Source organism: Streptomyces sp. NPDC093111 (genome assembly GCF_040683955.1).
In the GTDB taxonomy this organism is placed as follows: Bacteria; Actinomycetota; Actinomycetes; order Streptomycetales; family Streptomycetaceae; genus Streptomyces.
In genome coordinates this window covers 35,228-49,319 of the sequence record NZ_JBFBNW010000006.1, presented here as the reverse complement: position 1 = coordinate 49,319, position 14,092 = coordinate 35,228, and the positions used below count along the sequence as shown (strand labels likewise).

The window sequence follows — 14,092 nt, the reverse complement described above, 5'->3', positions numbered from 1 at the left end:
CCGGCCTCCCGCGCATCCGGGCGCACCGCAGCTTCCGTCCCCGGCGCGACGGCCAGGGAAGCCGGCCCGGCTCGCCATCCCACCGCCCACCACCTTCGTCCGTCCCCCGCGGTCTGCACGAGGACATCACCGACCACATCCCCGTGCCGCCCTCGGTCGCCGTCCCGCTCGATCCGGCCCGCGCCGCCTGGCGGATCACCGATCGCGTCCTGCCCCGTTACACCGCCGCCGTGGCCGACTCCCGTGAGGCCGCCGCCGCTCTGGCCACGCGCCGCATACAAACCCCGCGCCGCACCCTGGCCCGCGCCGCACCCGCTGACGCTCCCTGCCTACCCATAGACCGACCGAGGCACCCACACAAGGAGACCGTACTGTCCAACTTCACTCATGCACTCGCCCGCGTCGTGATCCCGCCGAAGGGGCTCGTGCTCGACCTGTTCGCCGGCCCCGGCGGCTGGAGCGTCCCCCTGCACCGCTTCGGGATCCGCGACGTCGGGCTGGAATGGGACGAATGGGCCTGCAAGACGAGGGCGGCGGCCGGTCTGCTGACGATCCGCACCGATGTGGCGACGTACCCGGCATGGATCTTCGCCGGCAGGGTCCGGGGGTTCATCGCTTCGCCGCCTTGCCAGGCATGGTCCATGGCGGGCAAGCGCCTCGGCCTGGTGGACCAGCCACTCGTCCACCAGGCGGTCGCCGATCTCGCCGCCGGCCTCGACACCCGCACCAAGCTCCTGCTCGCCTGTCGCGATGAACGCTCCCTGCTCGCGGCCGAGCCGATGCGCTACCTGCATGCCCTGAACGCCGTCGGTGAGCCGGAGTGGGTGGCCATGGAAGAGGTCCCTGACGTGCTGCCGCTGTGGAAACAGTACGCGCAGATCCTGAGGTCCTGGGGCTTCTCCGTGTGGTGCGGCATCCTCAACTCTGCGGACTACGGGGTGCCTCAGACCCGGCGGCGGGCGATCCTGCTCGCCTCCCGTGTCCGTACCGCCGAACCTCCGGCGCCGACCCACGCCCCGGTCGCCGAGCCCGAGAGCCTCTTCGGGCCGGGTCGCGCCCGCTGGGTGTCCATGGCCGAGGCCCTCGGTTGGGGAGCGACCGACCGACCCGTCCCGACGGTCTGCGCCGGCGGCGGGCCGGGCGGCGGGCCCGAACCGTTCCCGTCGGGCTCCCGCAAGACCCTCACCGACGCACGGGAGCGCGGCACCTGGATGCCGCATCCGGACGGAGTGGTCCTGAACTCCCGTCGCGAAGGCGCAGGGTGGGCGGCCCGGTACGGCACCCGCGAGAACCGTGCCGCCACCGCCCCGGCGTCGACGTTCACCTCCGAGGCGCATCGCTGGTCGTGGTCTCTGCGCAGCAACAACCAGGCCAACGCCACCGTCCGGTCCATCGAGGAGCCGGCAGGCACGCTGTTCTTCGGACACCGCGCCAACGAGTGCACCTGGGTCGCCGAACCGGTCCCGACGTCGGCGCAGGACGCGGACGTGCCCGTGGTGCCGGAACCGATCCGGATCACCGCTCGCGAGGCCGGCCTGCTGCAGACCTTCCCCGGCGACTACCCGTGGGCCGGGAACAAAGGCCAGCAGTTCTCCCAGATCGGCAACGCGGTCCCCCCGCGTCTGGCCGCTCACCTCCTCGCCCCGCACCTCGGTGTCACCCTCGACCCCAACGACTTCACCCTGGCCGCTTGATGCCCCATAACCTCGATCCAGACGAGGACGACCTCGACACGAGCGCGGCGCCGCCGCCGGTGTTCCACGTCGAGCAAGCCCTCCTCGGCGCCCTTCTTCTCGATCCGCGACGTCTCGGCGACATGACCGGGATCTGCGCCGACTCGTTCTCCACCGCCGCGCACGCCGGCCTGTTCGCCGCGATCAACGCCCTGCCGCCGCCCGACCTGGACGAGCACGCGAGGAACATCACGTGGCTCAACAAGGTGCTCGCCGCGGGCCGGGAGCAGGCACGCGGCCTGACAGCCTCCTACCTGCACACCCTCATCCAGGTCTGTCCCTGGCCAAGGCACGCGGCGGCCTACGCACGGATGGTCGAGGCCGAACACGCCCGCCGCCGGCTACGCGCCGCCGCCGAGCACCTCCTCCAGACCGCCCACGACGACACCCTCCCGCACCCCGTCCCGACAGTGCTCGCCGAGGCCGACGCGCTCGCCGCGGTCGTGGACGACATCGCCACACGCTTCCCTTCACGCGCCGGCGCCCTGCCCCGCACCCCGGCCTCCCCGCCGGCCATCGTGCCGGACCACACCGATGCGGCGGAGGAGGAGCAGTTGCTGCTCGCGACCGCCACCGCCCGCCCCGCCGACATCGAGTCCGTACGGTGGCTGCTGCCCGAGGACTTCACTCAACCCCTGCACGCCGGCCTGTGGCAGTGCCTCACCACCCTCGTCCGCCGCCACGAGCCCGTCGACCCCGTCACCGTCCTGTGGGAAGCCCAGCAGCGCGGCCTCCTGCACGACGGAAGCGAGCCGAGCAACGTTCTGCGTCTTCTCGCCGAACCCGCAGGCTCCATCGAACACTGGAGCCAACGCGCCCTCACACGCTCGCTCCTGACCACGGTGCACCACGCCGCCCGCCGCATCCAGGCGTACTCCGACGACCCGATGAACACACCTTTCCAGCTCGTCGCCGGTGCCCGCCGGACCCTCGCCGACATCGGCGCCGTCCGTACCCGCTGGCAGCATGCCACCGGCCGGCCGCTGCCCCAGCGAGCGCGGGCCGCGCCCACCACACGGGCCGGCCCCTCGACGCGCCGCGCCCCCGTCGTCTCGCCGCCGTCTGCGCGCCCCGCCGCGAGGGCCGCCACCGGCCGAACCCCCTAACCTCGGAAGGACCCGATGCCGTACGCCTCCGCCGACGCCCACGTCCACTTCGCCCTCCACCCCGACCACCAGCCCGCCGTCATCGCCACCACGACGGGCCCCACAGCCGACGCCGCCCGCTCCCACCTGTACGACCACGGCTTCCGCAGCACCGGCCCGACCACAATGGTCCTGGCCCGCATCGACCGCGAAGAGCCCCACTACACCGCCCGTGCCGCCGAACAGCTCCAGCGGTACGGCTTCACTACCGAGATCGACCCCGCCCTCCAGGACGAGATCGACACCGAATGGACCTGGGCGAACCACCCCATGCCCTGGTGCACACGCGACGAGATCCGCGAGGTCGGCGCCGCGGCCCAGCGCATCCACGACGACATCGCTACCGGCCACCTGACCATTCACCTGCACGCCGACAACGGCCACACCACCGTCGCCGTCGGCTCCTACACCACCGGCGTGCGCCGGCACATCCACCTCGACGGAGAGAACCATCTCCGGCAGATCTCCACCTCGTACGACACCGAAGCCGAGGCAGTCGCCGAGTTCCACCGGCTGTACTCCGTCGCCGTCCGCCCCGGCCCTGCCCCGCTCACCGACCTCGAACAGGCCGTCCGCCGGCTCCTCGCAGGCAAGCCCCCGTCCACCGCCGAGGAGACCTCCGAGCCCACGGTCGAGCCTCCGGTCGCGGAGCCCGGCGAGCACGAGGCGTTCCTCGCCGCCCTCTTCGACGAGGACCGTCAGTGGGAGAGGTACCGCCCCTCCGACGAGACGACCATCGCCTCCCACGAATCCCTCGCCGTGCGAGCCGAGTTCGACCACGAGGCCCGGCACCGCACCGACGTGGCCTGGACGGTCGCCGAGTACGACGGCCCGGTCGGCGAGCGCCTCTGGCACGCCACCCTCACCGCCGGCACCCCCGTGCCCCTCATCCGCGCGATGCTCCAGTACCTCGACGCCCCGCCCCTCACGGCCGCGTACGGCCCGGACGACGTTCTCCACGACGCTGCCTGGCACCCGGCGAGCCACCCCGCCCGCACCACCTGGACCGCAGCCGGCGCCATCACCTTCGAGCACACCCTGCACGCCACGACCGACCGCTGGATGCTGTACGGCGGGGACAACCTCGACCGAGCGGCGTGGACTATCCGCCTCTCAGCTGGCGTTTCCCACGACCTCCTGGCCCACCTCGTCAGCACCGCTGCCGATCTCTCCACGCCACAGCCCCCTTCCGTACGCCGACCGCCCTTGGGCGCGCCAGTCCCCGTCGTCGTTCCGCAGCGCCGTGGCTGGCTCCGTTAGCCCGCACGAGACGACGAGCACGGGCATGATGGCCAGGTGACAGAGCCTCCAGCCCTCCCCCCTGCGCCGGATGACAGCAGCTCCATTCGTCGGGAGCGCATTCATCAACGATTGCAGCATCTCGGTCCCGGCCCAGCAGCCCTGTTCGAGGACATGTGTCGCCTGGTCGACCACGACTTCCAGCTCAACAGCCGATCCATGCTGATCTTCCACCTGCTCAGGGAGCTGGAGAGTTCGGTCAGGGCCGTTCTTCTACCTGATGAGGCCCGCGTACCCCGCGAAGCGGGCGCGGGTACAGCTCACAAAAAGGCGGTAGAGGCCATCCTGGCCGCCTTGAGCATCGAGAAGACATCGCCAGCGGGGAAGGCGTGGCTCAAGGCGGTCGGCACACTACAGGGACGGGCGCACAGGAGGAACCTCGAACATCCGCAGACAGTGGATGCAGACATCCTTGAGCGAGTCGACAGCCTGGAAGGCATGCTCGACGCCGTCCTCGACGCCTTCGAAGCCCACTACTTGGCGTCCGTGGAACGTCTGGAGGCCCTGGCCGACATACCGGAGCCCACCACAGCGGACGCGCAGCGCCTACGTAAGGACTTCCCTCAAAACCAGATCACCTGGGAGAGGTTCTTTTCCCGGCTCACTACCCCGGCATGGCTCGGACCACTGCGCAGCGCTGGGTTCTTCGCGGATCTCCCACCTGTGACGGTCGACGACGAGGGGAACCAGGTCTCCTATCTTCGCTGGCCGGCATCGGCATACCTCGCCCGTGTTGCGGAAGCTGACCCCGAGCAGGTACTCGTCATCGCCCGAGATGTCCCGGAGACGGACAACCCGTTCGTCAACCTCGACCTGGTGGAGGCAGCTCTACGCATGCCGCCTGCCAAGGCTGCAAAGCTCGCTCCGAGGGCCGCAACCGCAGCGCGCCGTAGTCGCGAACTGATCAACCCACTTCGATACGCGGCCCTCGTTGCCCACTGCGCCGAGAACAGCGATCAGACACCCGCACTCGGCTTGATGGCTGCCCTGATCGACGAGGCACAAAGCGGCGGTCGGCTCGATGAGTGGGAGTACGAGCAAATCCTGGGGCACTACGCGCCCCGCCTCGCCGAGTCCGTGGGGCTGCCGTGGCTGGAGATTCTTGCCGACCTCCTAGATCAGGCGAGCGGGACTCCTGAAGAAGCGGCAAGCCGGTCTGGGATGGACATGTCCCGGACGTATTGCCCGACTCTCGAACAGGATCGCCCGCACCCCTACCAGCTGCGAGAGGCACGCCTGACAGCAGCAGTCCGAGATGCCGCTCGCCGTCTTCTGACCTCGAGTCGGGCGGACCTTCACGCCGTTCTTGCCGTGCTCGACACCTACCCGTGGCTGATCTTCCGGCGTCTACGTCTTCACGTGCTGGAGCATCACGGCGACCTCACGCCGGCGCTGGTCAGTCAGGCGCTGTCCGACCGACAGTTGGCAAGAGACGATGCCCTCGCACTCGAGTGGCTGCGCCTGGCCCGGGCCCGCTGCGAACAGCTCGAACCCGAACACCGCGATGTTCTGATTCAAATCGTCCGGGAGGGGCCTCACACAGATACGTGGAAGGAAAGCCACCGTCGATACGCCAACGAGGAGATCAGCGACACAAAGCTGAGGCACCTCACGGACACATGGCGCCGGGAGCGCTACGCCTCGATCCGACCTATCCTGCCAAGCGATTTGCAGAACGACCTCCAGCGGCTCGAAACGGAGTACGGCCCGGCGGACTCGCTCGACGACATCAAGGAGCCATTCGTGTGGACTCCGCCAAGTTCGGTAAGCACGGACGAACTGGCGGCTCTCAACACCACTGAGCTCGTTGCCCGCGTTCGCGCCTTCACCCCATCGGCCGACTGGTTCACTGGGCAGTCCGAAGGGGACTTCGCGGTCCAGCTACGGTCGGCTATCAGCCAGCAGGCACGCACCCACAGCTCACGATCCGCACTGTTCGCCGACCTGGACGATGCATATCTTGTTGCCGCGCTCGGCGGCTTCACCGATGCCATCCGCCGCGGCGAGGACCTCGACAGCGAAGCCCTCGTCCAGTTGGCGGCCACTGCCACCGAGCGGTCTGCCAGTCCGCGAACCCACGACATCCTCCGCGAGAGCGCCCAACTCTTGCACGGAATGCTCGTTCGTCCCACGGCACAGCCGATACCTGACCTGGCCGAGGCCATCTGGCGAACCCTCACCTCCACCCTCCGCACTACCGACCTGCCCGCGGCCGGCGACACCGATCACTGGAGTGACCCGCGCGCCCAGGCGCTGCGCACCATGGTGACTTGGGCGCGATGGCGCCGCACCCACGATGCCGACTTTGGGCGCCTGTTCGGCGTTCTGGATGAACTGACCGAACCCGACTCACTTGCCGGCTCGCCCATCGCGGACCTGATTGTCACCGTCGTCGGCGAGCGGTTTGCGCAACTGACCGACCTCGACCATGACTGGGCCGATCGCCACGCCTATCTCCTGACAGGAAGCGAGCCGCTGGCACGCCTCGCGTGGGAGGCATACCTGGAGGTTTCACCGAACTACCGGCCCGCCATCGAACTCCTTCTCGGCGCCTACCGCACTGCGGCTTCCACCCGCACCGAAGACGGCACCAACCGACAAGAACACCTCCGCATTAAACTCGGCTCAGACATCCTTGCGCGCTACTGGGGCGGCCTCATCGAACTGGACGGCGAGGACAGCATCATCCGCGACTATTACGCCAACTCCAGCGGTGAGGCCCTCAAGCAGCTCGCCTGGAACATCGCCTCTGACCTCCGGACTGGTCCAGACATCCCCACTGCCGTCATCGAACGTGTCCGCCTCTGGTGGGAATGGCGAAAGGCGATGCTCGCCGGAGCACCCGTCGGCCCAGAGTCACCGGAACGACGAGAGCTGCTGGATATCCCCGGGGCGTTGGTGGGTAGCGGACGATTCCCGGCCACCTGGTGCCTTGATCAACTCGACGACCTCCTCCAGACCACCGGATCCTTCGGCCGGAGCACGCACGTCTTCCGCTACCTCACGAGCATCGTCGAAGATCACACCGGCCCGGTGCTGAACCTCCTACAGCAATGCCTCGCTTCACCGTCCATGGACCCCTGGCTTCCCAGCCTGCGCGAAGTCGACATCAGCACCCTGTTGCGCACCGGCCTACAGGCTCCCGAGCACACCATACTTGCCCGAGGCATCATCAACCGTGCAGCCGCCCGCGGCTACCAGCAGTTCCGCTCCCTACTGACCGCACAACCAGCGGACCCCGCCTCCTGAGCCGCCCCGCTTCGGACAGGCACCCTCACTCGCGGACGTCGTACGCGTTTCTGAGAGACGGTGCAATGCCAGTCGGATGGCTGGCGTGAGAGCTACACGGTCCCTGCCGAGGGCGCTGATGCGGCCACCGGCGTCGAGCAGCGGGACACCCTCGGCATGGGTTCCCGCGTCGGCGTGCCGAGCGCCAGGCCGCCTCGAAGGGCAGGCTGCGCGCGGTGCCGCTGGGTAGTTGCCCACGCCGTGGGGCTCATGTCGCCCCCGGCGCGCCGAGGGCGATCGAGGAGTGGACGGGCACGGAGTGGGTGGTGGTCGGCGTCGTGGAGAACCTGGCCGCTGCCCAGGCCCTGTTGTACCCGCCACCGCCCACGCGGGAGAAGCCTGCCGAGTAGGACCGGCCCGCGATGGGCAAGGGGCGTGGTCGGCATCGGGAGCCGTCCCCGGCTGAGGAGCGGGATCAGCAGGTGCAGGCTGCTTGAGAGGCTGATGGCAGACTCCGATGGCCGGCCCCGTCTCGGGCGAGGGCGGCTGCCCGCTCGCGAGCCGTTCTGCGTGGCGGCACGAGTCTGCTCACGACGGGTGTGAAGGCGCGAACGGTTCGGAGACGCTCGGTGTCGGGCTTGGCGTTCCGGCCTCTGGGGTACGTTCGGGCGCATGACGCTGCGTTCGGTGGATCTGCGTAAAGAGCCGGTGGAAGCCGTACTGGACCGTGTCGAGCGGTCGCTGGGGACGAGTCTGGACCGCGAGAGTGTGGTGCGTAAGCGCCGCTCGGTGGGTGCGCGGACGGACCGTGGTACGTGGGTGCGCATCGAGCGCCGTGGGCTGGACCGGATCGGGGTCCAGGGCGGGGACGGCACCGCGTCCGCGGAGGCGTTGTCGGATGTCGCGAAGCCAGCCTGGTTCGCCGTCGTGGCCTGGCGGGACGAGACGGATCCGGTGATGTGGCGGGCGGACGAGACGGAGCTGCTGCCCGGGCCGCCGGTGGGCAACGCCGTGCTGACAGGGGAGCCCCGGCTGTCCGAGATGTGGTGGGCCGGGTTGAACGCCTCCCTGGATGCTCTGGGTTCGCAGCGCACCAACCGGATCGCGACGCCGGACACAGAGACCCTGACGCAGGAGCTTGTCGCGGAAACGATCCGCGGTGTCTTCCCCGACGTCGATACGTCCGTGGGTGAGTGGCGTCCGGCCCATGCGGACCTCAACTGGGCGAACGTGACGGCGCCGGTGTTCTGCGTGTTCGACTGGGAGGACTGGGGCATGGCCCCGCGCGGTCTGGACGCGGCGAACCTGTGGGGGGCGTCCCTCGCCATCCCGTCCCTGGCCGACCGCGTGCGCAGCGAGCGGCGTGACGACCTGGAGACTCGGGATGGCCGGCTGATGATGCTGTTCGTCGCCGCGAAGATCGTGGGCCCTTACGCCGACCCGGACGACCCCCGGCTGGGGGCCGCCAGGGAGACGGCTGAGCGCGTGGTGGGGGAACTTCAGTCGCGTTGCTGACGACGGGCGCGCAGGAGCCGCCGGTACGCCTGGACGGCCTGGTCGTCGACCTCGTACGCCAGGGCGTCGACCAGCTCGCGCAGGTGGGTGGCCTTGTCCGTACCGACCGCGACCGCGTCGACCGGGGGCAGTCGGAAGGCCGAGCGGTAGACCGCCTGGACCGGTGTGGCCGGTCCGGCGTCCCGCAGGAAGATCCGGGGGTCGAACCTCTGCCATGGCGGCTCGCTCGTGCTGCCGCCGAAGGGGCTCATGCCCCAGACCTGGACTGGTCGCCACCGCCTCACCAGTGCCTCGGCCGCTTCGAGAATGTCGGCGCCCACCAGGAGACCGGCCCGGATCATGAGGACGTCAGGGCGGGGTACGTCGAGGTCCGCGAGCGGGCGTGGGTCCCAGCTCGAAACGCCCCATCCGCCGCACAGTCCCGCGCGTGCGGCGTCGGCCAGGACCGCGCATGCCCGCGCCAGCGCTTCGGCGCCGGGGCGTGCGTGCTCGGGGTTGTGGAGGAGCACGGCCTGCGGTTCTCGTCCCAGATCCTTCGCGGCCCGCTCGACCGCGGCGCGCAGCCGGTCGGGGGCGAGGGAGTGTTCCCCGGGAAAGTACCCGACCTTGGTGGAGATCGAGAACTTCGGCAGGAGGTCGCCGGCCACCGCGCTCAATGTCTCGTGGGAGCGGTGGTGGAGGTAGTTCGCGGCGGTGTCGAGCCGCGTTACGCCGAGCCCGGCGGCTGCTTCGAGTACGTCACGGGCGTGACCAGACCGGTATAGCCCGAGAACGACGTCTCCGTCAGTGGTTCGCACAGCCCCTCCGTGATCAGCAGGTCGGCCAGGGTGGTGGTGTCTGCGTCGGCGCCGTCGAGGTGGACCGGGTGGCCCGACAGGAGTGCGCGAAGGCCCTCCTCCGCCCGCGCGTGGAAGGTCAGCTGCTTCCCGCCGCCGCGGACCTGAACCGTGTCGCCGGACCGGGTGATGTGGGGGGCGAACTCGGTGACGGCCACGACGCCGTCGAGCCGACCGAAGGCCGCCACGTGGGGCATGTGGCGGGCGGGTGGGGTGCTGGAGCGCAGTTCGTCCAGGTACCGCTCGGGACTGTAGGAGGCGGCCAGGGTGCTGAGCTTGTCCGCCAGTCCCTTGGGTCCGGCGTCGCCGGCGCCTTCCAGGTTGCGTCGGAACGCCTCGTCGGCGCGGGCGGTGTCGGAGAGGAAGTTGACCCATGTGACACCGGTGCGTTTGGTGAACCCGAACGTCACGTGCAGCGAGTGGCCGTCGCTGCCGGAGCCGAGGCGGGTAGCGGTGTGCCAGAAGCCACGGGGGATGTGCATGACGTCCCCGGCCCGCATCGTGCCCTTCCACAGCACCTCATCGGAGGGCGTGCGGTTGCGTTCCGCGTCGCGGTACATCGGCGCGGGCCGGGACGGCCCGCGGACCTCCCACGACTTCTTCCCGGACAGTTGCACGGCGATGACTTCGTGGTCGTCCCAATGCAGATGGAATCCGTCGGTGTCGCCGACCGCGAGGTAGGCGTTGGCGGAGGTCAGCTCGCCCGACCACCAGCCCAGGGCCCGGCAGGCGACTTCCAGCGTCGGGTCGAAGAAGTCCACGTGGTCCAGCACCACGGTGCCGCCCTCGTTGAGGATACGTCCCAGGGCCGCCATGTCGGCCTGGCTCACCGCCTGCCTGCGCCGGTTGACGTTGGTGGACAGGAAAGTGGACGGGTGGATCTCCTCGCCCTCGGCGTAGCAGCGCAGTTGCGGGTTGGCCAGGTGGCGGCGCTTGATCAGGTCCAGCAGCTTGTGCGGGGTCAGCAGGCGGGCGGGCAGGTCCGGGTCCGTGAGTCGGCCGCGCGCGAACGCGGTCCCCACGGAGCCCGGCCCGTCCCAGCCGAGAGCCTTCTCTATGTGGGTGACGAGCCGGTGATCCATGGCGTCCCTTACGCCTTCGGGAGGTTCAGGTCGCGGTTCTCACCGTCATCACCCGCGCTGTTCTGCGAGCTGGTGATATCGGACCGCTCGGACTCGCTCCGGTCATGTGCGGTCGCCAGCTCCTCCACCGCGATCAGAAGCGCGGGACTGGTCCCCGACGTCTGCGTGGACACCCTGTCTGCCATCAACGCTCTCCCCTCGGTCACTACCGCCCGGGTCCGGGCGAAGGAACGAGTTAACCCGCGTCCAGCAGATGCCAGTAGAGCGAAATTCGGACATACGTACGGACCTGCTCTCCTCGGCCGCCTCCGCCGTCGTACGTCTGGCCAGCGTGACGCGGGACCACTCGTTGCACTCGCGCGCCCGTGCGATCCACCCCAGGGCGTAGACGGAAGAGTTTCGGGTGAACCACCGGATACCGCAGGGTGGCTTCCGCGCCGCGGACGCTCCCGTTCGCCTCGCGGATCTGCTCGGGTCAGGGTGACAAGCGCCTCACACGGTCAGAGGCACCAGGATGCAGTGCAGGGGAACAGAGCGCGGGATCGCCGGTTGGCCAAACCGGCGATCCCGCCGATCATGGATGTTCCACCGCCACGCCCTGCCCCTCCGTCGAAAGGCGTCTCCCGACAACCGCAGACCGCCCGCGAAGTGCACACGCCAGAAGGCCGGCAGTCGATCACGCCGCCGCGTAGCTCGCCCGGAAAAGATCCTGCGCCCTCTCCACGTCCCTCGGCGTACGGAGCTGCACCTCCAGATCACCCGTCCCGTGGTGACCGAGACCGGACACGTCCCGGGTAAAGCCCGGAACAAGGTCGACGTCCTTCGGGTCGACCTTCAGGTAGACCAGGAGCTTGCTCCGCTGCGGCGGACACACACAGGCGAAGTTCCGCAGCCGCTGGTACGCCCGGTACATCTTGCGCTCGACGCGGTTAACGCCGTCCCCGAGCCCGAGCAACGCATCGTCGACCGCGCTCGCCAGCTCCACCATCGACGCGCCCTGGACGCCGGCTGCCGCCTGAGCGACCGCCTGCCGGCGAGCCTGGCGGGCCACCCGCGTGGCGCCGCTGACGGACGCCACGGTTTCAAGCCCAAGCAGATCGCTGCCGAAGAGTCGGTAGCGGACCAGGTCGATCGAGCGCCGATGCTCGCGCACGGCGTGCACGTCGTAGCGGGTGAAGTCGCCGGCGATGCAGATCAAGCGCGGGCCGCTCCACCGCACCTGGGACGCGGTCGTCGCCCCGAGCCGGTCGCGGACCAGGTGCTCGAACTCGGCTCGGTGGTCTACCAGCCAGCTGAGATAGAACAGCCCCTGGTTGATGACGCCGGCGTCGACCCCGCGCTTGTACTCGACGATGACCGGTGATCCGTTCTCGTCCAGCCCGAGCGAGTCGATCCGGCCCCCGTGGACCGGTCCCGTGCCGTACTCGCTCGCCAGGAACCGGACGCCCAGCAGCGTCTCCATGTTCTCCTCGACAAGACCCTGCACATCAGCCTCAACCTCGGCAAGACGCGGCGTGACCTCGGTCATGCTGCCTTTCGTGGTGAACAGCCTCAGCCCCGCCACCGTCCTCTCTCCGATTACGGGGCTGCAACGCCGGACGGCGATCGAATTGTTTCCATCCGGGCCTTCGGACTTGTGAAGATGGAGTGAAAGACCACCTCCGGCCCGTCGGGGACGCCCGCGCCCCACGACGCCGAGCGGGATCCTGGATCCCGCGTACGTCCCACAGCATCACGGACAGGCGCCAGGAGCACTGCTGTTTAGCAGGTCAGCCCCGGTGGCTCAGTAGATAGGGGCTGACGCGGAGGTCGAATCCTGGGATCATCAGCTGATGACAAAGGTCGGGGATCGTGCGGCACTTCGCCGACTGGTGGGTAACGTCACCGCCTTGCTCGGCGACCGGAACACTCACAAGACGCTGACCGAAGCTTTCGCCGTCCTGGGCATGCCGCCGGTCGATGAAGGATCGAAGCGCGAGCGCGTTGAACGCAGCTTCGCCCAAGTTCCAGACAGTGATCTCCTCCAGCTCGCTGAACGCTGGCTGCAGACGCAGAGCTTCGACGCCTCGACCCGCAACCAGCTCCAGGACGCGTTGTGGGCAGAGGTGTCGCCACCAGAGATCCCCATGCGAATCCGCCGTGAGCTCGCCCGGGCCATCAACCCGACCGTCCTGGTGCAGCACGCGGCCCGGTTCATGGCGATGCTGGACCGCTTCTGGATCCTCGACGACGATCCCCTCGCCGCATGGTCCTTCACCCCGAGCACGACAAGCCTGCGGGCCCGTATAGAGCGGCACCTCATCAGCAACCCGGACTGGTCAACCGAGGACCTGTTCGAGGGCCTGGGCGCATTCGAAGCGGGCGATGCCAGGTTCGCCCGCTTCCTCGAAGCGACCGTAGCCGCGGACGTCCTGCTCGACGAGACTGTACAGCGCCACCTCGCGGGCACGATCAACGAACACCTGCGCCCGGCAGCGATCGAGCTTAGGGAGACAGGCGACGACGGCGGCTATCCACGCTTCACCCTCGTTCCCACCCAGCTGGCCCGCACGCGGCGTCCGAAGAACGTCATCTTCGCCTCGCCCACCAAGCCCGATATCCGCTTCCGCTCTGCCGTGGACAACGACATCGAGCTCGTCAGCGGCGACGCTCTGGTTTACGACCGCATCGTCACCGACGACGGCATCCGCTGGCGCGACCTGCAGTCCTGGTGGCAGGAGACCCAGCAGATCCCCGATGACACCGAGGCCAAGAACACCCTCTACGCCCAGCTCCGCAGCAGCCTGCCCGCCAACTCTCCCGGCCAGCGGAACCTCTTCGACTGCTACCACCGGGTCCTCAAATCCGCGGTCTACGACATGCCGGCGCTCCTGCCAGAGGTATGGCTGCACTGGGATCCCAAGACGGTCAAAGAACGAGGCACCCAGGCCCTTCTGCGCTTCCGCATGGACTTCCTGCTCCTGCTACCCCTTGGCCAGCGGATCGTCCTCGAAGTCGATGGATCCCAGCATTACACCCGCGACCACGGCCGGACACCCGACACCGCCAAGTACGCGGAGATGATGGCTGGCGACCGGAACCTCAAGCTCCGAGGCTACGAGGTCTACCGCTTCGGGCACGACGAGCTCCGCGACGAAGCCTCGGCCCATACCCTCCTGGGCGGGTTCCTCCCCGAGCTCTTCCGTCGCTACGGCGTGAACAGCTAGCCAGGCATGGTCCGGCTGGCCATGGCGCACCAGCCACTGAACGAGGCG

10 protein-coding genes and 1 pseudogene are annotated in these 14,092 nt (G+C 69.0%); 7 read left to right on the top strand and 4 right to left on the bottom strand.

Going from position 1 to position 14,092, the window contains the following annotated elements:
• Window positions 1–404: 404 nt before the first annotated feature.
• From AB0Q96_RS11620 to AB0Q96_RS11595, 6 genes and pseudogenes are all read left to right on the top strand, one after another.
• Window positions 405–1,694, top strand: coding sequence for a DNA cytosine methyltransferase (locus tag AB0Q96_RS11620; RefSeq protein WP_365324143.1), 1,290 nt, complete (start codon window positions 405–407; stop codon window positions 1,692–1,694).
• Window positions 1,694–2,839, top strand: a complete 1,146-nt coding sequence (locus tag AB0Q96_RS11615) for a DnaB-like helicase N-terminal domain-containing protein (protein ID WP_365324721.1) — start codon at window positions 1,694–1,696, stop codon at window positions 2,837–2,839. The genes AB0Q96_RS11620 and AB0Q96_RS11615 overlap by 1 nt, the downstream gene beginning before the upstream one ends.
• Before the next feature lie 15 nt (window positions 2,840–2,854).
• On the top strand, window positions 2,855–4,138 hold the full coding sequence (locus tag AB0Q96_RS11610; RefSeq protein WP_365324141.1) for a DUF317 domain-containing protein: 1,284 nt from the start codon (window positions 2,855–2,857) through the stop codon (window positions 4,136–4,138).
• A 36-nt stretch (window positions 4,139–4,174) separates the two neighbouring features.
• Window positions 4,175–7,426, top strand: coding sequence for a hypothetical protein (locus AB0Q96_RS11605; RefSeq protein WP_365324139.1), 3,252 nt, complete (start codon window positions 4,175–4,177; stop codon window positions 7,424–7,426).
• Window positions 7,427–7,599: 173 nt separating this feature from the next.
• Window positions 7,600–7,815, top strand: a pseudogene (locus AB0Q96_RS11600) (DUF6087 family protein); the annotation flags it as partial.
• A gap of 262 nt (window positions 7,816–8,077) precedes the next feature.
• The gene (locus AB0Q96_RS11595; RefSeq protein ID WP_365324136.1) at window positions 8,078–8,920 is read left to right on the top strand and encodes a hypothetical protein; all 843 of its coding nucleotides are present in this window, start codon (window positions 8,078–8,080) and stop codon (window positions 8,918–8,920) included.
• Here the strand turns inward: AB0Q96_RS11595 and AB0Q96_RS11590 are convergent.
• From AB0Q96_RS11590 to AB0Q96_RS11575, 4 genes are all read right to left on the bottom strand, one after another.
• Window positions 8,905–9,717: an aldo/keto reductase gene (locus tag AB0Q96_RS11590; protein WP_365324134.1), complete on the bottom strand. Its 813-nt coding sequence runs from the start codon at window positions 9,715–9,717 to the stop codon at window positions 8,905–8,907. The genes AB0Q96_RS11595 and AB0Q96_RS11590 overlap by 16 nt on opposite strands.
• Entirely contained in the window at window positions 9,627–10,838 is a 1,212-nt protein-coding gene (locus tag AB0Q96_RS11585) for a cupin domain-containing protein (RefSeq protein ID WP_365324132.1), read from the bottom strand. Before AB0Q96_RS11585 ends, AB0Q96_RS11590 begins: the two co-directional genes overlap by 91 nt.
• 8 nt (window positions 10,839–10,846) lie before the next feature.
• The gene (locus AB0Q96_RS11580; protein ID WP_365324130.1) at window positions 10,847–11,023 is read right to left on the bottom strand and encodes a hypothetical protein; all 177 of its coding nucleotides are present in this window, start codon (window positions 11,021–11,023) and stop codon (window positions 10,847–10,849) included.
• Between the two features lie 491 nt (window positions 11,024–11,514).
• Window positions 11,515–12,402: a DUF5655 domain-containing protein gene (locus tag AB0Q96_RS11575; RefSeq protein ID WP_365324129.1), complete on the bottom strand. Its 888-nt coding sequence runs from the start codon at window positions 12,400–12,402 to the stop codon at window positions 11,515–11,517.
• Window positions 12,403–12,670: 268 nt separating this feature from the next.
• On the opposite strand from AB0Q96_RS11575, the gene AB0Q96_RS11570 reads away from it, so the two are divergent.
• The gene (locus AB0Q96_RS11570) at window positions 12,671–14,044 is read left to right on the top strand and encodes a hypothetical protein (protein WP_365324127.1); all 1,374 of its coding nucleotides are present in this window, start codon (window positions 12,671–12,673) and stop codon (window positions 14,042–14,044) included.
• Window positions 14,045–14,092 lie beyond the last annotated feature (48 nt).